At 62.3% G+C, this 19328-nt stretch carries 18 protein-coding genes; 13 read left to right on the top strand and 5 right to left on the bottom strand.

Annotated elements, in window-relative coordinates:
- Positions 1-71: 71 nt before the first annotated feature.
- From ACNFBR_RS03310 to ACNFBR_RS03290, 5 genes are all read left to right on the top strand, one after another.
- Entirely contained in the window at positions 72-1082 is a 1011-nt protein-coding gene (locus tag ACNFBR_RS03310) for an ABC transporter permease subunit (RefSeq protein WP_012316108.1), read from the top strand.
- 10 nt (positions 1083-1092) lie between these two features.
- A complete protein-coding gene (locus ACNFBR_RS03305; RefSeq protein ID WP_416733653.1) occupies positions 1093-2019 on the top strand; it encodes an ABC transporter permease subunit in 927 nt (308 codons plus the stop codon).
- 10 nt (positions 2020-2029) lie between these two features.
- A complete protein-coding gene (locus ACNFBR_RS03300; protein WP_416733652.1) occupies positions 2030-2998 on the top strand; it encodes an ABC transporter ATP-binding protein in 969 nt (322 codons plus the stop codon).
- A complete protein-coding gene (locus ACNFBR_RS03295; protein ID WP_416733651.1) occupies positions 2998-3966 on the top strand; it encodes a peptide ABC transporter ATP-binding protein in 969 nt (322 codons plus the stop codon). Before ACNFBR_RS03300 ends, ACNFBR_RS03295 begins: the two co-directional genes overlap by 1 nt.
- 146 nt (positions 3967-4112) lie before the next feature.
- Complete coding sequence (locus ACNFBR_RS03290; protein WP_416733650.1) at positions 4113-4382, top strand: hypothetical protein; 270 nt, start codon at positions 4113-4115, stop codon at positions 4380-4382.
- On the opposite strand, the gene ACNFBR_RS03285 is transcribed toward ACNFBR_RS03290, so the two are convergent.
- Positions 4369-4737 (bottom strand): DUF6508 domain-containing protein, encoded by a 369-nt coding sequence (locus ACNFBR_RS03285; RefSeq protein ID WP_416733649.1) that lies wholly within the window; start codon positions 4735-4737, stop codon positions 4369-4371. The genes ACNFBR_RS03290 and ACNFBR_RS03285 overlap by 14 nt on opposite strands.
- Before the next feature lie 10 nt (positions 4738-4747).
- Complete coding sequence (locus ACNFBR_RS03280; RefSeq protein WP_416733648.1) at positions 4748-5953, bottom strand: ADP-ribosyltransferase domain-containing protein; 1206 nt, start codon at positions 5951-5953, stop codon at positions 4748-4750.
- A 222-nt stretch (positions 5954-6175) separates the two neighbouring features.
- Here ACNFBR_RS03280 and ACNFBR_RS03275 point away from each other — a divergent pair, with 222 nt between their 5' ends.
- From ACNFBR_RS03275 to ACNFBR_RS03260, 4 genes are all read left to right on the top strand, one after another.
- Entirely contained in the window at positions 6176-7000 is an 825-nt protein-coding gene (locus ACNFBR_RS03275; protein WP_416733647.1) for a helix-turn-helix domain-containing protein, read from the top strand.
- A gap of 64 nt (positions 7001-7064) precedes the next feature.
- Positions 7065-8471, top strand: a complete 1407-nt coding sequence (locus tag ACNFBR_RS03270; protein WP_416733646.1) for an NAD(P)/FAD-dependent oxidoreductase — start codon at positions 7065-7067, stop codon at positions 8469-8471.
- Positions 8472-8503: 32 nt separating this feature from the next.
- Positions 8504-8845: a cupin domain-containing protein gene (locus tag ACNFBR_RS03265; RefSeq protein ID WP_416733645.1), complete on the top strand. Its 342-nt coding sequence runs from the start codon at positions 8504-8506 to the stop codon at positions 8843-8845.
- A 51-nt stretch (positions 8846-8896) separates the two neighbouring features.
- Positions 8897-9976 carry a polyamine ABC transporter substrate-binding protein gene (locus ACNFBR_RS03260; protein ID WP_416733644.1) on the top strand — a complete coding sequence of 360 codons (1080 nt, stop codon included), beginning with the start codon at positions 8897-8899 and terminating at the stop codon, positions 9974-9976.
- A 132-nt stretch (positions 9977-10108) separates the two neighbouring features.
- Here ACNFBR_RS03260 and ACNFBR_RS03255 read toward each other — a convergent pair whose 3' ends face one another.
- Positions 10109-11692 (bottom strand): peptide chain release factor 3, encoded by a 1584-nt coding sequence (locus ACNFBR_RS03255; RefSeq protein WP_416733643.1) that lies wholly within the window; start codon positions 11690-11692, stop codon positions 10109-10111.
- A 558-nt stretch (positions 11693-12250) separates the two neighbouring features.
- Here ACNFBR_RS03255 and ACNFBR_RS03250 point away from each other — a divergent pair.
- From ACNFBR_RS03250 to ACNFBR_RS03235, 4 genes are read left to right on the top strand one after another with little or no spacing between them, the layout of a single operon-like run.
- The gene (locus ACNFBR_RS03250; protein ID WP_416733642.1) at positions 12251-12970 is read left to right on the top strand and encodes an ABC transporter permease; all 720 of its coding nucleotides are present in this window, start codon (positions 12251-12253) and stop codon (positions 12968-12970) included.
- Positions 12971-12977: 7 nt separating this feature from the next.
- A complete protein-coding gene (locus ACNFBR_RS03245; RefSeq protein ID WP_416733641.1) occupies positions 12978-13892 on the top strand; it encodes a glycine betaine ABC transporter substrate-binding protein in 915 nt (304 codons plus the stop codon).
- Positions 13889-14542 (top strand): ABC transporter permease, encoded by a 654-nt coding sequence (locus ACNFBR_RS03240; RefSeq protein WP_416733640.1) that lies wholly within the window; start codon positions 13889-13891, stop codon positions 14540-14542. The genes ACNFBR_RS03245 and ACNFBR_RS03240 overlap by 4 nt, the downstream gene beginning before the upstream one ends.
- Entirely contained in the window at positions 14539-15696 is a 1158-nt protein-coding gene (locus ACNFBR_RS03235) for a betaine/proline/choline family ABC transporter ATP-binding protein (protein WP_416733639.1), read from the top strand. Before ACNFBR_RS03240 ends, ACNFBR_RS03235 begins: the two co-directional genes overlap by 4 nt.
- Positions 15697-15820: 124 nt before the next feature.
- On the opposite strand, the gene ACNFBR_RS03230 is transcribed toward ACNFBR_RS03235, so the two are convergent.
- Positions 15821-18250 carry a TonB-dependent siderophore receptor gene (locus tag ACNFBR_RS03230; RefSeq protein ID WP_416733638.1) on the bottom strand — a complete coding sequence of 810 codons (2430 nt, stop codon included), beginning with the start codon at positions 18248-18250 and terminating at the stop codon, positions 15821-15823.
- 108 nt (positions 18251-18358) lie between these two features.
- Positions 18359-19321 carry a FecR family protein gene (locus tag ACNFBR_RS03225; RefSeq protein WP_416733637.1) on the bottom strand — a complete coding sequence of 321 codons (963 nt, stop codon included), beginning with the start codon at positions 19319-19321 and terminating at the stop codon, positions 18359-18361.
- Positions 19322-19328 lie beyond the last annotated feature (7 nt).

Here is a 19328-nt window from a genome sequence, read left to right as displayed (position 1 = left end):
CCCCACACGGGCACCGGCGGCACCGCCGTTCCGGGCTGATCGCCCCACGGCCTGATGAGGTAACCCTGACAATGTTGAGTTTTATTGCCCGGCGCCTTGGCCTGCTGATACCGACCTTTTTCGGCATCACCTTGCTGACCTTCGCGCTCATACGCCTGATCCCCGGCGACCCGGTGGAAGTGATGATGGGCGAGCGCAGGGTCGACCCCGAAATGCATGCCCAGGCCATGGAGCGCCTGGGCCTGAACAAGCCACTGCCGGTCCAGTACCTGGACTACGTCGGCAAGCTGGCCCAAGGTGACCTGGGTGAATCGCTGCGCACCCGCGAAAGCGTGTGGAGCGAGTTTCTCACCCTGTTCCCGGCCACCCTCGAACTGGCCTTCGCCGCCCTGCTGTTCGCCGGCATCGTCGGCCTGCTGGCCGGGGTGATCGCGGCACTCAAGCGCGGTTCGCTGTTCGACCACGGGGTCATGGGCATATCCCTGGCCGGCTACTCGATGCCGATCTTCTGGTGGGGCCTGATCCTGATCATGTTCTTCTCGGTGAGCCTGGGCTGGACCCCGGTGTCCGGGCGCATCGACCTGCTCTACGACATCGAGCCGAAGACCGGTTTCATGCTGATCGACACCCTGCTCAGCGACGAAGAAGGCGCGTTCAAGGACGCGGTGATGCACCTGATCCTGCCGGCCATCGTGCTGGGCACCATCCCGCTGGCGGTAATCGCCCGCATGACCCGCTCGTCGATGCTCGAAGTGCTGCGCGAAGACTACATCCGCACCGCCCGGGCCAAAGGCCTGTCGCCGGCCCGCGTGGTGTTCGTGCACGGCCTGCGCAACGCCCTGATCCCGGTACTGACCGTGTTCGGCCTGCAAGTCGGCACGCTGCTGGCCGGTGCTGTGCTGACCGAAACCATCTTTTCCTGGCCGGGCATCGGCAAGTGGCTGATCGAAGCCATCGGTGCCCGTGACTACCCCGTGGTCCAGAATGGCATCCTGTTGATCGCCTGCCTGGTGATTCTGGTCAACTTCGTCGTGGACATCCTCTACGGCCTGGCCAACCCACGCATCCGTCATCAGCGCTGAGACCCTTGCCATGACTAGCCCGATTGCAAAATCCGTGTCGCCGGCCAGCCCGGTGGACCAGAGCCTGCTCTACCCCTCGCCGTACAAAGAATTCTGGCAAGCCTTCGCGCGCAACAAAGGCGCGGTGATGGGCCTGGCCTTCATGTGCCTGGTGGTGTTCTGCGCGCTGTTCGCGCCCTGGGTCGCCCCGCACGACCCGAGCGAGCAGTACCGCGACTTCCTGCTGACCCCGCCGGTGTGGCTGGAAGGCGGCACCTGGCAGTTCATCCTCGGCACCGACGAACTTGGCCGCGACCTGCTTTCGCGGCTGATTCAGGGCGCACGGTTGTCGCTGCTGATCGGCCTGTCGTCGGTCGTGATGTCGCTGATCCCAGGCATTCTCCTCGGCCTGCTGGCCGGTTTCTTCCCGCAACTGCTTGGCCCGTCGATCATGCGCCTGATGGACGTGATGCTGGCGTTGCCATCGCTGCTGCTGGCCGTGGCCATCGTCGCCATCCTCGGCCCTGGCCTGATCAATACGGTGATCGCCATCGCCATCGTGTCCCTGCCCTCCTACGTGCGCCTGACCCGCGCCGCCGTGATGGGCGAGTTGAACCGCGACTACGTCACCGCCGCACGCCTGGCCGGTGCCGGGCTGCCACGGCTGATGTTCGTCACCGTGCTGCCCAACTGCATGGCGCCGCTGATCGTGCAGGCTACCCTCAGTTTCTCCTCCGCCATCCTCGACGCCGCCGCACTGGGTTTCCTCGGCCTCGGCGTGCAGCCGCCTACCCCCGAGTGGGGCACCATGCTGGCTTCGGCCCGAGACTACATCGAGCGCGCCTGGTGGGTGGTGAGCCTGCCCGGTCTGACCATTCTGCTCAGTGTGCTGGCAATCAACCTGATGGGCGACGGCCTGCGCGATGCGCTGGACCCGAAACTCAAGAACGCCGCCTGAGGAGAACGCCATGTCACTGTTGCAAATCAACAACCTCAACGTGCGCTTCGGCGACGCCAATGCGGTACCGGTAGTCGACGGCCTGGACCTGGCGGTGGAAGCTGGCGAAATCCTGGCCATCGTCGGCGAGTCCGGCTCGGGCAAATCGGTCACCATGATGGCCTTGATGGGCCTGATCGACGCCCCCGGTCGCATCACCGCCGACACCCTGTCCTTCGCCGGCACCGACATGCTCAAGCTCAGCGGGCGCCAGCGACGCAAGGTGGTAGGCAAGGATATCGCCATGGTCTTCCAGGACCCGATGACCGCGCTCAACCCCAGCTACACCGTGGGCTTCCAGATCGAAGAAGTGCTGCGCCAGCACCTGGGCCTGAAGGGCAAGGCCGCGCGCCAGCGTGCCCTCGAACTGTTGAAAAAGGTCGAGATCCCGGCTGCGGAAAGCCGCCTGGATGCCTACCCGCACCAGCTGTCCGGCGGCATGAGCCAGCGTGTGGCGATTGCCATGGCGATTGCCGGCGAGCCCAAGCTGTTGATTGCCGACGAACCGACCACCGCGCTGGACGTGACCATTCAGGCGCAGATCATGGAGCTGCTGGTGAACCTGCAGAAGGAGCGCAATATGGCGCTCATCCTGATCACCCACGACCTCGCCGTGGTCGCCGAAACCGCCAGGCGGGTGTGCGTGATGTACGCCGGCCAGGCCGTGGAAGTGGGCCAGGTGCCTGAACTGTTCGACGTGCCTGCCCACCCTTACAGCGAAGCCTTGCTGGCGGCGATCCCCGAGCACAGCATCGGCGCCGAACGCCTGGCCACCCTGCCTGGCATCGTCCCTGGGCGCTACGACCGCCCCGTCGGTTGCTTGCTGTCGCCGCGCTGCCCGTACGTGCAGGACAATTGCCGGCGCCAGCGCCCGCCCCTCGACCCACAGGCCCACAGCCTGGTGCGTTGCTTCTACCCGCTGAACCAGGAGGTGGCGTGATGGCCGTCGTTCTATCCGCCCGGGAGCTTACCCGGCATTACGAAGTCTCCCGCGGGCTGTTCAAAGGCCACGCGCTGGTCCGTGCGCTCAATGGCGTGTCGTTCGAACTGGAAGCCGGCAAGACCCTGGCCGTGGTGGGCGAGTCCGGCTGTGGCAAGTCGACCCTGGCCCGCGCCCTGACCTTGATCGAAGAGCCATCGTCCGGCTCGCTGCAAATTGCCGGCACCGAGGTCAAGGGCGCCAGCAAGGCTGAGCGCAAGCAACTGCGCCGCGATGTGCAGATGGTGTTCCAGAGCCCCTACGCCTCGCTCAACCCACGGCAGAAGATTGGTGACCAGCTGGCCGAGCCACTGTTGATCAATACCTCGCTGAGCAAGGCCGAGCGCCGCGACAAAGTGCAGAAAATGATGGAACAGGTGGGCCTGCGCCCGGAGCACTACCAGCGTTACCCGCACATGTTCTCTGGCGGCCAGCGCCAGCGCATTGCCCTGGCCCGGGCGATGATGCTGCAACCCAAGGTGCTGGTGGCGGACGAGCCGACCTCGGCGCTGGACGTGTCGATCCAGGCGCAGGTGCTGAACCTGTTCATGGACCTGCAAAAAGAGTTCAACACCGCGTACGTGTTCATCTCTCATAACCTGGCGGTGGTGCGGCATGTGGCCGATCAGGTGCTGGTGATGTACCTGGGGCGGCCGGCTGAAATGGGGCCCAAGGAGGACATCTACGAAAAGCCGTTGCATCCCTATACCCAGGCGCTGCTGTCGGCGACACCGGCGATTCACCCGGACCCGCTGAAGCCGAAGATGCGCATTGTCGGGGAGCTGCCCAACCCGCTGAACCCGCCGGATGGGTGTGCGTTTCACAAGCGTTGCCCGTATGCGACGGAACGGTGTGCCAAGGAGGTGCCGGCTTTGCGGCTGGTGAGTACCCGGCAAGTGGCTTGCCACTATGCCGAGCAGTTTCTCTAACCTCTAGATGGCCGGGGGCGCTTTGCGCCCCATTCGCAGCACAAGGCTGCTCCTACAGGGGCGATCACAGGGGACATCGCGATCGCCCTTGTAGGAGCAGCCTTGTGCTGCGAATGGGCCGCGCAGCGGCCCCAGAATCTCAATGCATGAAGAACCAGATCAGAATGATCACCGGGATCGGCACCCCAATCATCCACAGCAGTATCGAGCGCATGGCCTTTCTCCTTGTTCGAGGTCTGGACTGGATCGGTGCAGCACCCATGCCAAATGTGTCAAAAAATGACATCGCCTCGAATCAAGGTCTTAGCAGCCAATCCCACCCACCCTATCGTGCAAAATGCGGATTCGCCCCATTTCGACAAGGGCGTTCTGCATTACCGCCTGCCAATACGAGCCCCGTGCTCAGGCAGGCTTGAGTTTGGCGAGCCTATCAAGCAGACCGTCCAACACCCCCGACAGCGCAATCGATTCAAGATGGCCTGTGCAGAAGCGATCCAACCTGACGTGATAAATCAGCAGCCTTCGTACTTCGCTCAGCGACGCATTGTTGATATGCCTGAGCGATACCGTCTTGCCCAGTGTGTCTTTATAAGCGCTCTGCCAATCGAAGGCTGCGACAAAACCCGTACCGTTCATGGCATAAAGCAGACGCTCGAGGCTCCTCGTCCACTGCAAAGACTGGGCACCTATCTCTTCCAGTGCCTTGGTATCGGGCTTGCACTCAAGAATGATGTCTACCATTGCAGAAGTAACCGCCGGTCTCAGGGGCATGGCCATTCACCTACAAATGAAGAAAGCGTGCTGCGGTAAGATTGGGTAAATCTTCACTCGACTCATAGACTTTATACACATGCCCTGGTAGCGGCCATTGCGTGCCCATGTCCACAAGGTCATACGTACTCATGATCAGATGCTGCATGCCATAATCGAACAATACTTCTTCTTCCTCTGGAAAGTCAGAAATCTCTGCAATTTCTTTTCCAACATGGCTACTCATGTAGAAACGAATTGCCATCGTTGAACCATAAATAGTCGAAACCTTTGACGTACTGGTATAGGCCAACTCATGGGTACTACCACCCACCCGGTACAGCGACTCAAAGCCCTCAAAAGGCCTAACACCTCGAAACAGACGCCCTCCCTCTTGCGACACAAAATTATTCAAATTCGCCAACCCTGTGGATATCGCTTCAAACATAGCCTGTAGCGCCAGATAATCAGGGTCCGTTACGTCGTCCCTGCGCAATGTTGAATTGATATGGCTTGAACTACGTGTGTACCTTTTAATAGCACCGAATTGCCTGTCGGTCAGGCCAAGCGCGTGGGCCTTGGGATAACGCTTTATTTCATGAGTTAGCCGCAAGCGCTTCTGCAGTTTCTTCAGATGTGCAGGGATATCGGGCGGAGCGATGTAGTCGCTCGTGAGCGATTCGAAAAGGGCCAGAGCCGCTGAGCCTTGGCTGGGTTCGACCAGGATATGGGCCTCTGGCAAAACCACGCGTGCAGCGCAACTGAGTGATGCAAAAAAAGCCTGCCTAAGCACATAGGTGAAGGCGACGTCTTGAGTATCGAACCCCAACAGCATTGCGTTGGCCACTGTAAAGTTGCCCACGCTACCGGCCCCCAACCGCGCAGTCTCATAAGCGGCCCAAACCAATCGACCGTCGAGCGCCTCTCGACCACACTCGAAAACCACAAGGCGCTTGAAAGGCTGGTTGATTAAAGGTGCAGATATCCAGCATGGCAGATGCGGATGCATATCGACGGCCCGCTGCGCATGCGCTTGTACAAGACTGACACCTCGATTCATCAGGTATTGAACGATTGGATACTGGTTTTCCGATGCGGCCTCATAATCCCCGGGCAACGTGACGACCAGCAGGTAATCAACAGAAAAATCAATATCGGAAAACTCGCTTTCTTCTAAACTCAGGTAGCGAGTATCAGCATGAACATGATCTACCGTTACTTGACCTAACCGGTTCATACCCAGTTCCCACCGTCGGACATTCAAGGATTGTAATTCGTCTGCTTACAGTCAGTAAGCCTATCGAAGCGCCACTACTTTTCAACTATCTGTTCTAACAGTTGACAAAGATGCTCAAACTCCCCACCCCATCTTTCAGCGGTCTTGAATGTTTTTTGAGGGTTCCGGTGACAGCCCGCGGGACAATGAAGCTGTTCGCGCTTGTCACGCCGCCCGATGCCCATGCACTATCCCTCCATGAGCCCAATAACCCACCACGACGGCCCGCAACAGACCCCGGTCACCGCCGACACCGTCATGCGCTATCACCTGTGCTGGAAGCTTCGCGACCTGGACGGGGTAATGGCGCTCTATCACCCCGACGTCCAGTACCACGACTTCTTCCAGAACCGCGTGCTCGGCTTCGGCGAGCTGCGCGACTACGTGCATGCCTGCCTGCCCCGCCAGGCCGGCGAAGACATCGTCCACAGCGACCGCATCCGCGTCGATGGCTGCACCGCGTTCATCCAGTACCAGGTCACGGTCCAGGGTGGCGACGGCCTGGTGGCTTTCCAATCCAGTGAGGCGATCACCGTGAAGGACGGGCTGATCTGGCGGGTCAACGAATACGCCACGCTGGTCCGCCAGAACGGCACAGGCCATGCCAGCAGCGGCCCGCGCCCGGCCACCAGCCGCCTTGGGCTGTCACCCCGGCAACTGTCGACCATGGCCCAGGACCTCGAACACTATTTCCAGCGCCAGTGCCCCTACCTGGACCCGGAGCTGGACCTGCAGCAAGTCGCCGATGCCAGTGGCTACAGCCGCAACCAGATCTCCTACCTGCTGAACCAGGTGCTGGGGCAAAGCTTCTACCGCTACGTCAACCAGGCCCGTCTGCAGCACCTGATGGCCAGCCTCGACGACGACCGCGTCGAGGCGACGATCGACGAGTTGGCCTTCAGCGCCGGCTTCAACTCGCTGTCGGCGTTCTACAAGTGCTTCCGTGAACACACCGGGCTCACGCCCAAGGCCTACCTGAAGCAAATTTCCCTGCGTGCACGCACGTAAGACAGCCGCCTAGCGACATCACTAGGATCGCCCACAGACCCTGACGGATGTGGAGCCGAACCCGATGCAACCCCTGCGCACCCTAAGCCTGTGGATGGACCAGCTCGACGAGCCGCTGTGCGCCCGCCCGGCCCTGCGCGAAGACCTGGCGGCGGATGTGTGCATCATCGGCGCCGGCTATACCGGTTTGTGGACCGCCTACTACCTCAAGCGCCAAGCGCCGCAGCTGAACATCGTGGTGATTGATGCCAACATCGCCGGTTTCGGCGCCTCGGGGCGCAACGGTGGCTGGTTGATGGGCAACCTGCTGGGCGAAGACCGCCTGCTCGCCACCCTGTCGCCGCAACAGCGCCGCGCCAGCATCGACCTGCTGCACGGCATCCCGGATGAAGTGCACAGCGTGCTGCAACGCGAAGGCATCGACTGCGACTACCGCAAAGGCGGCGTGCTGTATTGCGCAGCGCGCTACCCGGAACAGGAGCGCAGCCTGCGCGCCTACCTCGACGACCTGTATCGCCAAGGCATGACCGAGGACGACTACCGCTGGCTGCGCCCCGAGCAACTGGATGCCCAGCTGCGGGTCAGCAACGCCTACGGCGCCATCTACAGCCCGCACACCGCCACCATCCAGCCGGCCAAACTGGTGCGCGGTCTGGCCCGGGCAGTGGAAGCGCTGGGCGTACCCATTTACGAAAACACGCCGGCCATCGACTGGCAGACGGGTGAGGTGCGCACCCCACTGGCGCGGGTTCGCTGCCAGTGGATGGTGCCCGCCGTAGAAGGTTACGCCGCCAGCCTGCCGCCACTGGGCAAACACCAACTGCCGGTACAGAGCCTGCTGGTGGCCACCGAACCGCTACCGGAGAGCACCTGGGAGCAGATCGGCCTTAGCCAGGGCCAGGCCTTCAGCGAAAGCAGCCGCCAGGTCACCTACGGCCAGCGCACCGCCGACAACCGTCTGGTGTTCGGCGCCCGCGGTGGGTACCGCTTCGGTGGCCGCCTGCGGGAAAACTTCAACCTCGACGAACACGAAGTGGAGCTGCGCCGCTACCTGTTCAGTGAACTGTTCCCGCAACTCAAGCACGTGCGCATCACCCACTCCTGGGGCGGCAACCTGGGCATGGCGCGGCGCTTCCGCCCGCACATGCTGTGCGACCGCCAACGTGGAATCGCCTTGGCGGGTGGTTACGGCGGCGAAGGCGTGGGCGCCACCAACCTGGGCGGGCGCACCTTGGCGGCGCTGATCCTAGGCCAACACAACGAACTGACCGCACAGCCATGGGTCCTCGACAACCGCCCGGTTTCCAGCCTGGCCAGTTGGCCGCCCGAGCCCTGCCGCTGGCTGGGCTACAACGCAATCATCCAGAGCTTCGTCCACGAGGACCGGACCCTCGCCAACCCCGCCAGCGCGCCCTGGAGGCGGCGCCTGGCCAGCTCGCTAGCGGACTTCATGGAAGGCTTCATGCACTGATTCCCCTATCACTCGCACAGGATCCACCGGTCATGAGCATCACCCAGTTCAAGAACACCGACAGCGCCGTGCTGGACAGTTCCAACCCAGTCGCGGTGCCGCTCGGCGAACCCATTGCAGTGGCCTCGGTCACCAGCGTGGAGCGCAGCGATGGCGTCGAAACCGGCATCTGGGAATGCACCCCGGGGCGCTGGCGGCGGCAGATCGTGCAACAGGAGTTCTGCCATTTCATCAAAGGCCGTTGCACCTTCACCCCCGACGGTGGCGACACCCTGTTCATAGAAGCCGGAGACGCACTGATGCTACCGGCCAACAGCACCGGCACCTGGGACATCCAGGAGACCGTGCGCAAGACCTACGTGCTTATTTTCTGATCCGCTGATCGCCTGCCTTCGATAACAACAGACAAAGCAAGGTACCCCGACATGCGCACGCTCCTCCTCGCACCCCTGATACTGGCCGCCAGCGTGGCCAGCGCCGCCGAAACGGTGAAGATCTACAACTGGTCCAGCTACGTCGCCCCCGACACGCTGAAGAACTTCCAGCAAGCCAGCGGCATCGTGCCCACCTACGACGTGTACGACAGCAACGAAACCCTCGACGGCAAGCTGATGACCGGCAATTCCGGCTACGACGTGGTGTTCCCCTCCAACCACTTCATGGCCCGGCAAATCCAGGGCAAGGCCCTGAAACGCCTGGACAAGTCGCAATTGCCCAACTGGCACAACCTCAATCCAGTGCTGCTCAAGGCGCTGGAGGTGAACGACCCCGGCAACCAGTACGGCTTCCCGTACCTGTGGGGCAGTACCGGCATCGGCTACAACATCGACAAGGTCAAGGCAGTGCTCGGCGACAACGCGCCGCTGGACTCCTGGGACCTGATCTTCAAGCCCGAATACATGAGCAAGCTGAAAAGCTGCGGCGTCGCGGTGCTGGACAACGGCCCCGAGCTGCTGCCCATCGCCCTGCACTACCTGGGCCTGCCGCACCACAGCCAGAACCCGGCGGACTACGACAAGGCCAAGGCACTGCTGATGCAGGTGCGGCCGTACATCAGCTACTTCCACTCATCGAAGTACACCGGCGACCTCGCCAACGGTGATATCTGCGTGGTTGTAGGTTTCTCGGGGGATGTGCTGCAGGCGAAGAACCGTGCCGAAGAGGCGAAGAACGGGGTGAAGGTGGGCTATTCGATACCCAAGGAGGGCGCGCCGATGTGGTTCGACATGGTGGCCATGCCGGCCGATGCGCCGGATGAGAAGGCTGGGTACGCCTATATGAATTACCTGCTGCAGCCAGAAGTGATGGCCAACATCAGCAACCATGTGCAATACGCCAACGGCAACCTCAAGGCAGACGGGTTGGTGGACCCGGCGATGAAGGGCAACACGATGATTTACCCAAGCGATGAGGTGATGGGCAAGCTGTATGCGCTGGAGGCGATGCCGGCGAAGATCGACCGCATCAGGACGCGGATCTGGACCAGCATCAAAGCCGGAAACTAGCGCTTCACGCGATCCCTGTAGGAGCAGCCTTGCGCTGCGAAGAGGCCGGTGATAACTCAGAGCAATTGGGTGTTATCACTGGCCTCTTCGCAGCGCAAGGCTGCTCCTACAGGGCGCCATGGCATTCCAGGATCAGTGGTGCTCGCGGGTAGCGCGGAACTTGATGTCCGGCCAGCGCTCTTCCATCAGCGACAGGTTGACCCGGGTCGGCGCCAGGTAGGTCAGGTGCCCGCCACCGTCGATGGCCAGGTTTTCCATGGCCTTGTTCTGGAATTCCTCGAGCTTCTTCTTGTCGTCGCAGCTGATCCAGCGCGCCGACCACACGGTGATCGGCTCGTAGGCGCACTCGACCTTGTATTCTTCCTTCAAGCGGCTGGCGACCACGTCGAACTGCAGCACACCGACCGCACCGAGGATGATGTCGTTGCTACGCTCCGGGAAGAACACCTGGGTGGCCCCTTCTTCAGCCAGCTGCTGCAAGCCTTGACGCAGCTGCTTGGACTTCAGTGGGTCCTTCAGGCGTACGCGACGGAACAACTCCGGGGCGAAGTGCGGAATACCGGTGAAGCCCAGCGCCTCGCCTTCGGTGAAGGTGTCGCCGATCTGGATGGTGCCGTGGTTGTGCAGGCCGATGATGTCACCGGCAAAAGCCTCTTCCAACTGCTCACGCTCGGAGGAGAAGAAGGTCAGCGCATCGCCGATACGCAGGTCCTTGTTCAGGCGCACGTGGCGCATCTTCATGCCCTTCTCGTACTTGCCCGAGCAGATGCGCATGAAAGCGATACGGTCGCGGTGTTTCGGGTCCATGTTCGCCTGGATCTTGAACACGAAGCCGGTGAACTTCTCTTCCACAGGCTCGACGGTGCGCTCGTGGGCAACACGGCCCAGCGGGCGCGGCGCCCAGTCGACCACGGCATCGAGCACATGGTCGACACCGAAGTTGCCCAGCGCGGTACCGAAGAACACCGGGGTCAGCTGACCGTTGATGAATTCTTCCTGGTTGAACTCGTGGCAGGCGCCCTGCACCAGCTCCAGTTGTTCGACGAAGGAATCGTACTGGTCGCCCAGGTGGGCGCGGGCTTCGTCCGAGTCCAGCTTCTGGATGATCTTGGCTTCGGTACGCTCATGGCCGTGGCCCGGGGTGTACACCACGATGTAGTCACCGGTCAGGTGATACACGCCTTTGAAGTCGCGGTAGCAACCGATCGGCCAGGTGATCGGCGCGGCCTTGATCTTCAGAACGGCTTCGATCTCGTCGAGCAGTTCGATCGGGTCGCGGATGTCACGGTCGAGTTTGTTGATGAAGCTGACGATTGGCGTGTCGCGCAGGCGGCACACGTCCATCAGGGCAATGGTACGCGGCTCTACACCTTTACCGCCGTCGAGCACCATCAGCGCCGAGTCCACCGCGGTCAGGGTGCGGTAGGTGTCTTCCGAGAAGTCTTCGTGGCCGGGGGTGTCGAGCAGGTTGATCATGTGCTCGCGGTACGGGAACTGCATCACCGAGGTGGTGATGGAGATGCCGCGCTGCTTCTCCATTTCCATCCAGTCGGAGGTGGCGTGGCGGTCGGACTTACGCGACTTCACGGTACCGGCGACGGCAATGGCCTTGCCCATCAGCAACAGCTTCTCGGTGATGGTGGTCTTACCGGCGTCGGGGTGGGAAATGATTGCGAAAGTGCGGCGCTTCGCGACTTCGGCGGCCTGGTTGGTCATGGGAAATCGCCTGACTGGGGGATTCAAAAAGGGGCGATATCATACCTGAAGTTGGGCCCAGACCAAAACTTGCTGAACCAGTGACACCTGTTCCGGCCCTTTCGCGGGCACGCCCGCTCCCACAGGTTCTGCAAAAGGCTGAGGACAATAGGGAGCCCTGTGGGAGCGGGCGTGCCCGCGAAGGGGCCGGCACAGGCACAACAAATTCAACAGACAATCGCTTTATCACGACAGATGGCCACAGGGCAGTTATTTCAACGCCTACAGTGCATTAAGCCGCTGTTTTTTCTCGCCAAAAAACCCACCACCCAGTGATTAACGCTGGCCAAATGCCGCCTCAGATGGGAACCTTTACGCCCACGGAGACGTCCACTCCCCTGCAACCCGCTTCGGTTGGGGATTGGTTTCATCAGCATTTTCGGGCCCGACGGGGTTCGGCTCATGGCCTGATCGCAGCCTTCGGCATGCGTCACGCTGCTACTCGCGAACACACCATCCGCCGCCAGGACTGGCCGGCAAAAAAGAAGTGTGCTCGCCGACAACACAAGGAGTCCGCCTGTGGCTAAACGCTACGGTAAAGGGCTGTTGGGATGCGCCACCGTGCTCGTCATCCTGGCCCTGCTGATCCACTGGATCGGCATCGACACGATCGTGCGCTATCGCGACGATCTTGGGTTCTACCTGCAAGCGCACCTGGTACTGGTGCTGGCTTCGATGGCGGCGGCATTGGCCGTGGGCATCCCCGCTGGCATTGCGCTCAGTCGACCGCACCGGGTCGACAAAGCCGAGCGCTTCATGCAGTTCTTCAACGTTGGCAACACCATTCCCCCTCTGGCCGTTCTGGCCATCGCCCTGAGCATTCTGGGCATCGGCGCCGGGCCTGCGATCTTCGCGCTGTTCCTCGCCTCCCTCCTGCCCATCGTGCGCAACACCTACGAGGGCCTGAAAAACGTCCCCGCCTCGCTCAAGGAAGCCGCCACCGGCATCGGCATGACCCCGCGTCAGCAACTGTGGCAGGTGGAGCTGCCCAATGCCGTGCCGATCATCGTCGGCGGCGTACGCGTGGCCCTGGCGTTGAACGTAGGCACCGCGCCACTGGCGTTCCTGATCGGTGCCAACAGCCTGGGCAGCCTGATCTTCCCTGGCATCGCCCTGAACAACCAGCCGCAGCTGCTGCTGGGTGCCGCGTGCACCGCACTACTGGCACTGGTGTTGGATGCGGCGGTGAGTTTCTCCAGCAAGCGCTGGTTGGAACGTGGCCTGGCCCAACAAGGATAGGGAACCTATGAAGAAGAGAATCGCCTTGCTACTGGGCGCGGCCCTGCTGTTCGCAGGATTTGCCCAGGCAGCGGAAAAGCCGCTGATCCGCGTCGGCGCGCGGGTGTTCACCGAACAGACCGTGCTTGCCGAAATTACCGCGCAATATCTGCGCGCCAACGGCTTCGACGTGCGCGTTACCACCGGTCTTGGCAGCAACATCGCACGCCAGGCCCAGGAAACCGGCCAGCTCGACCTGATGTGGGAATACACCGGCGTGTCGCTGGTGTCGTACAACCATATCGACGAGCGCATGCCCAGTGCCGAAGCCACCTTCGCCAGGGTGAAGGCGCTGGACGCGAAGAAGGACCTGATCTGGCTGACCCCGTCGAAGTTCAGCAACACCTACGCGCTGGGCCTGCCCAAGCAAGTGGCCGAGGCCTACCCGCAGGTCAACACCATCAGCGACCTCAACCAAGTGCTGCGTGATGAAAGCCAGCGTACCCACCTGGTGGCGCTGGACACCGAGTTCGCCAACCGCCCCGACGGCCTGGTCGGTCTGCGCGAGATGTATGGCCTGCCGCTGGACCGGCGCAACATCCGCCAGATGGACGGCGGCCTGGTGTACACCGCCATGCGCAACAACCAGGTGTTCGCCGGCCTGGTGTACACCACCGACGGCCGCCTGAACGCCTTCGACCTCAAGCTGTTAGAGGACGACAAGCACTACTTCCCCGACTACACCGCCGCCCCGGTGGTACGCAAAGCCGTGCTCGACGCCAACCCGCAACTGGCCGGCCTGCTCAAGCCGCTGGCCGAGCAGTTGGATGACGAAACCATGCGCCAGCTCAACGCCAAGGTCGACGTCGAACACCAGAACCCGACCGCCGTGGCCGCCGCCTTCCTGCGTGAGCACCCACTGAACAGCGAGGGCCAGCCATGAACCTGATCGATACCTTCAACCACCTGGACTGGGCCCAGGTGCTGCAGTTGACCTGGCAGCACATCATGCTGGTGGGCATCGCAGTGGGCCTGGCGATTCTTGTCGGGGTGCCGCTTGGCATTCTCATGACTCGCTTTCCGGCACTTGCCGGTCCATTGCAGGCCAGCGCCACGGTGCTGCTGACCATCCCTTCCATTGCCCTGTTCGGCTTGCTGTTGCCGTTCTACTCCAAGTTCGGCCAAGGCCTTGGACCCCTGCCGGCGATCACTGCCGTGTTCCTGTACTCGCTGCTGCCGATCATGCGCAACACCTACCTGGCCCTGACCAATGTCGAGCCCGGCATCCGTGAAGCGGCGCGCGGCATCGGCATGACCTTCGGCCAGCGCCTGCGCATGGTCGAGCTGCCCATTGCCGTGCCAGTGATCCTCGCCGGTGTGCGCACCGCCGTGGTGATGAACATCGGCGTCATGACCATTGCCGCCACCATCGGCGCCGGTGGCCTGGGCGTGCTCATCCTCACCTCCATCAGCCGCAGCGACATGTCGATGCTGCTGGTCGGCGCCGTGCTGGTCAGCCTGCTGGCCATCATCGCCGACCTGCTGCTGCAAACCCTGCAACGTGCCCTGACTCCAGAAGGACTGCGCTCATGATCGAACTGAAGAACCTCAGCAAAACCTTCAACGTCAACGGCAAGGACGTCAAAGCCGTCGACGCGGTAAACCTCACGGTCAACGAAGGGGAAATCTGCGTGTTCCTCGGCCCCTCGGGCTGCGGCAAGAGCACCACGCTGAAAATGATCAACCGCCTGATCACGCCGACCTCCGGCCAGGTGTTCATCAATGGTGAAGACACCACCGGGCTGGACGAAGTGACCCTGCGCCGGCACATCGGCTACGTGATCCAACAGATTGGCCTGTTCCCCAACATGACCATCGAAGAGAACATCACCGTGGTGCCGCGCTTGCTCGGCTGGGACAAGCAAAAGTGCCACGAACGCGCCCGCGAGCTGATGCACATGATCAAGCTCGAACCCAAGCAGTACCTGCAGCGCTACCCACGCGAGCTGTCCGGTGGCCAGCAGCAGCGCATTGGCGTGATCCGCGCCCTGGCAGCCGAAGCGCCGGTACTGTTGATGGACGAGCCGTTCGGCGCGGTCGACCCGATCAACCGCGAAATGATCCAGAACGAGTTCTTCGAAATGCAGCGGGCGCTGAACAAGACGGTGATCATGGTCAGCCACGACATCGACGAAGCGATCAAGCTGGGCGACAAGATTGCCATCTTCCGTGCCGGCAAGCTGTTGCAGCTGGACCACCCGGACACCCTGCTGGCGCACCCGGCGGATGAGTTCGTCAGCAACTTCGTTGGCCAGGACAGCACCCTCAAACGCCTGCTGCTGGTGCGTGCCGAGGATGCGGCGGACAACGCGCCGTCGGCCAGCCCGGAAACGCCTGTGAGCGATGCGCTGGAACTGCTGGATGAACATGACCGCCGCTATGTGGTGGTGACCGATGCGCAGAACAAGGCACTGGGCTATGTGCGCCGGCGCGACATGCATCGCCAACAAGGCACCTGTGGCGACTTCCTGCGGCCGTTCAATGCCACGGCATCGCATGACGAGCATTTGCGCATCCTGCTGTCGCGGATGTACGAGTTCAACCGGGCGTGGTTGCCGGTGCTGGATGCCGAGCAGGTGTTCCTGGGCGAAGTGACGCAGGAGTCGATTGCGGCTTACCTGAGTTCGGGTAGGTCGCGAGGGGCGAAGACCAGTATTGTTTCGCCAGCTGAGGCGGTGGTTTCGTAGAAAGCCGGGGGCGCTTTGCGCCCCATTCGCGGGCCAAGCCCGCTCCTACAGGTTTTGCGCAGGCCTTGAAGTTAGCGCAGAACCTGTAGGAGCGGGCTTGTCCCGCGAATGGGGCGACGCGGTATCAGAACCCTACACTGGCCTGCACATAGAAGGTCCGCGGCTCACCCACATAAATGCCGGCATTGTTGTCGCTGGAGCGGGTGAAGTACTGCTTGTCGAACAGGTTCTTAACCCCTGCCGCCAGCTTCAGGTTGGACATTTCCGGCCCGAACTCATAGCCACCACGGGCATGCCAGGTCACGTAACCCGGAATGTCGCCAAACTGCCCATCAGCACTCGGCTCGGTGATGTAGTCGCCATTGAAGCTGCCGTCGGCATTGATCCCGGTGCCCGGCGCACGCTGCTTGGACTGGGCGTAGGCATCCAGGTTCCAGGTCCAGCGGTTGACCGCGTAACGCACCCCGGCAGTGGCCACCTGGCGTGAATAGAACGGCAAGTCCCGGCCCTTGAAGCCCGGAATGTCACCTTCATAGGTTGCACGGGTATAGGTGTAGCCACCACTCACCGACAGCCCGTCCAGGCGCGGGTCCAGCCCAGCCAGGTCATAGCGCACCGAGGCCTCGATACCCTGGTGCTTGGTCGCCCCGAGGTTGGTCCAGCCCACGTCGTTGCTGATGTACTGCAGCTCGTCATCGAAGTCGATGTAGAACGCGGTCAGCTCACCGGCAAAGCCGCCATCGTCATAACGCGTGCCGATTTCGTAGGTCTTGGCCTTTTCCGGCTCCAGGCCATTGGCCGTGTTGTTGCCGGTGCCGCCCTGGCCCAGCTGGAAGTACTGCAGGCTGCCGAACGAAGTCTCGTAGTTGGCGAACACTTTCCAGGCATCGGAGATGTGGTACATCACGCTCAGCGCCGGCAGCGGCTCGTTGCTGGTGATGCTGCGCTTCTTCTCCGGCACCGGGCGGTTGTTGGCATCCAGCACCGGGCGGTCGCGCCAGTCGGTGTTGATGTGCTCGAAACGGATGCCCGGGGTGATGGTCCAGTTGCCCACGTCGATCTTGTCGTCGATGTAGTAGGCGCTCGCCTCGGTGCCGCCGCTGCGGTCCTGGAACACGTGGCCATCGGAAGTCGGGGTATACGTCGGTACGTTGTCGATCAGTGCCAGACGTGTCGATTGCTCGCGCATCGCTTCTTTCAGGTAGCGATAACCCACGCTGACTTCCTGGGTGGTGGGGCCCGCGAAGAAGATCCGCGACACGCGGGGTTCGATGGCAAAGGTGTGGTAGTTGCGCGGGTACGACGACAGGGTCTTCATGTCCCGCGAGGCGATGGCGCTGCCGCGGAAGCTGTCGGTGTAGTAGGTCAGCACTTCGAACTGGGTGGCATCGTCGAGCTGACGCTGCCATTTGAACGACACGTCCTTGCGCCGGCCGGCAAAGTAGTCGTAGTCGCGCAGCGACTGGTACGGGTTGCTGTCGTACTGGGCCTGGGTCAGGCCACCGGGCATGTCGGCACGGCCATCGTAGTAATGGAAGTTGAGCCAGAACTCATCGACGTCGGTAGGCGCCCAGTGGGTCTTGAGGATGACGTCATCGATGTCGTTGCCGTTGTTGCTTTCGCGGTAACCGTTGCCGTTCACCCCGGTGTACAGCAACGCCACGCCCATGCCGTTGTCCGCCGTGCCGCCGACGAAGGCCGATTCAGTGTGTTTCCAGCCACCATGCTGGGAGGTTTCCAGGGTAGTGGACAGCTCTGCCGAGGCCTTTTCCGGAATCGCCCGGGTCACGAAGTTGATCACCCCACCGACGTTCTGCGGGCCATAGCGCACCGAGCCGGCACCACGCACCACGTCGATGCTGTCGAGGTTGCCCGAGGAGATTGGCGCCATCGACAGCTGCGGTTGGCCATACGGCGCAAAGGCGGCCGGGATACCGTCGATCAACACGGTGGAGCGCGGCGACAGACGCGAAGTCAGGCCGCGCACGCCCACGTTCAGCGACAGGTCACTGCCGCCAGTGCCGTTGGAATCCTGCACCTGCACGCCGGGGATACCACGGAGCACGTCGCGCACGTTCATCGCGCCCTTCTCCACCATCGCCTCGCGGCGTACCACGGTACGTGCGCCGGGGTGGTTCTGCACCACGCTCTGCTGAGCATCGCCCAACCAGTCACCGACTACCTTGATGTCGGTGGGCGCCAGCTCCAGGCTGCCGCTGCCCAGCTCAAGGGTAGTCGGCAGCGGCTTTACCACGACGGTGTCCTGGGACATCTCGAAGGTCAGCCCGCTGCCTTGCAGCAACTGTTGCAGCGCCTGCACCGGCGCCAGGTTGCCCGACACCGCCGGGGCCTGTTTGCCGGCGACCAGCTCGGGGCTGAAGAACAGCTGCAGGCTGGTCTGCTGGCCGAGCTGGTTCAGCGCCGAACCCAACGGCTGGGCCTGGATCTGGATGGTGTTGCCGGCGTCTGCGGCCTGGCTGTTGACGGCCACGGCACTGACCGCCAGGGCCAGCGCCAGGGCGCGGAAGCGTGGGAAAGGCTTGTTGTTGTTCACGTCGTCGAAACATCCTGGAATGCGAAATAAACGCTAACCGCATGCAAATGGAAATGCTTGGCAGTTGCAGCTGGCGAGGAAGACGAACGAGCGAAAAAAAACCTGAATCTATTTTGCGATTATTTCGCGGGAGCCATCTTCATGAGCCTTGATGGCCACCGGCAGGATGCTCGGCAAGGCCCGCAGCAGGGCGTCGGTATCGTCGGTACTGAAGGTGCTGGACAGGCGCAACTGGGCGACTTTGCCGGGGGCGACCCGCAGGGGCTGGCTGCGATAGCGCGAAGCTTCGGCCACCACTTCGGCCAAGGTGGCGTTGTCGAACACCAGCTTGCCCTGGCGCCAGGCCGTCACGGCAGCGGCATTGACTGCATAGGGTGCTGCCACCACGCCTTGTGCATCTATATGCGCACCCTGCCCGGCCGTCAGCTGTGCCAGCGAGGCGCCCTTGCCCTGCACCCGCACCGAACCCTGCTCCACCGCCACACGGGTGCTGGCTGGGTCCAGGCGGACATCGAAGCGAGTACCGGTCACGGTCACACTGCCTTGGGCAGTGTCGATCACAAATGGCCTGCTGCTGTCATGGGCGACGTTGAACATCACCTCACCGGCACTCAGGCGGATATGCCGCTGGCCGGCACTGAAGTCGACCTGCACCTGCGTACTGCCATTGAGCTCCAGCTGCGAGCCATCCGGCAGTTCGACTTGGCGGCGCTCATTGAAGGCCGTCTGCAAGCTGCCCTGGTGGTTCAGTTGCTGGTAGTGCCAACCGCCCCAACCCAGGCCCAGCGCCAATAGCGCGACACTGGCGGCCAAGGCCTGGCGCATGAAACGTCTACGTGGCAGCTGCCGCACCGGGTCTGGTTGGCACAGCGCTTCCAGGCGCTGGCGCGGAATGAAGCTGGCGGCCTGCCACACGCGGTTGAGGTGTTCGTACTCTTCCCGGTGACGTTCGTCGCTCGCCAGCCAGGCGCGCAACTGTTTCTGCAGCCCGGCATCCCGAGGCGCATCCTGCACGCGGGCAAACCATGCGGCCGCCTGCTCGCGGACGGTATCGGTACCGTGCTGTTTCATCGAAAAG

This window comes from Pseudomonas sp. NY11955 (assembly GCF_048068035.1).
In the GTDB taxonomy this organism is placed as follows: Bacteria; Pseudomonadota; Gammaproteobacteria; order Pseudomonadales; family Pseudomonadaceae; genus Aquipseudomonas.
Note: the sequence above shows the minus strand (reverse complement) of the source record. Positions and strands in the feature narration are given on the sequence as shown.

Bases quoted from the DNA above. Each gene is read 5' to 3' on its own strand.
- ACNFBR_RS03310 (WP_012316108.1), top strand. From the start codon at position 72: ATGTTGAGTTTTATTGCCCGGCGCCTTGGCCTGCTGATACCGACCTTT.
- ACNFBR_RS03305 (WP_416733653.1), top strand. From the start codon at position 1,093: ATGACTAGCCCGATTGCAAAATCCGTGTCGCCGGCCAGCCCGGTGGAC.
- ACNFBR_RS03300 (WP_416733652.1), top strand. From the start codon at position 2,030: ATGTCACTGTTGCAAATCAACAACCTCAACGTGCGCTTCGGCGACGCC.
- ACNFBR_RS03295 (WP_416733651.1), top strand. From the start codon at position 2,998: ATGGCCGTCGTTCTATCCGCCCGGGAGCTTACCCGGCATTACGAAGTC.
- ACNFBR_RS03290 (WP_416733650.1), top strand. From the start codon at position 4,113: ATGAAGAACCAGATCAGAATGATCACCGGGATCGGCACCCCAATCATC.
- ACNFBR_RS03285 (WP_416733649.1), bottom strand. From the start codon at position 4,737: ATGCCCCTGAGACCGGCGGTTACTTCTGCAATGGTAGACATCATTCTT.
- ACNFBR_RS03280 (WP_416733648.1), bottom strand. From the start codon at position 5,953: ATGAACCGGTTAGGTCAAGTAACGGTAGATCATGTTCATGCTGATACT.
- ACNFBR_RS03275 (WP_416733647.1), top strand. From the start codon at position 6,176: ATGCACTATCCCTCCATGAGCCCAATAACCCACCACGACGGCCCGCAA.
- ACNFBR_RS03270 (WP_416733646.1), top strand. From the start codon at position 7,065: ATGCAACCCCTGCGCACCCTAAGCCTGTGGATGGACCAGCTCGACGAG.
- ACNFBR_RS03265 (WP_416733645.1), top strand. From the start codon at position 8,504: ATGAGCATCACCCAGTTCAAGAACACCGACAGCGCCGTGCTGGACAGT.
- ACNFBR_RS03260 (WP_416733644.1), top strand. From the start codon at position 8,897: ATGCGCACGCTCCTCCTCGCACCCCTGATACTGGCCGCCAGCGTGGCC.
- ACNFBR_RS03255 (WP_416733643.1), bottom strand. From the start codon at position 11,692: ATGACCAACCAGGCCGCCGAAGTCGCGAAGCGCCGCACTTTCGCAATC.
- ACNFBR_RS03245 (WP_416733641.1), top strand. From the start codon at position 12,978: ATGAAGAAGAGAATCGCCTTGCTACTGGGCGCGGCCCTGCTGTTCGCA.
- ACNFBR_RS03240 (WP_416733640.1), top strand. From the start codon at position 13,889: ATGAACCTGATCGATACCTTCAACCACCTGGACTGGGCCCAGGTGCTG.
- ACNFBR_RS03235 (WP_416733639.1), top strand. From the start codon at position 14,539: ATGATCGAACTGAAGAACCTCAGCAAAACCTTCAACGTCAACGGCAAG.
- ACNFBR_RS03225 (WP_416733637.1), bottom strand. From the start codon at position 19,321: ATGAAACAGCACGGTACCGATACCGTCCGCGAGCAGGCGGCCGCATGG.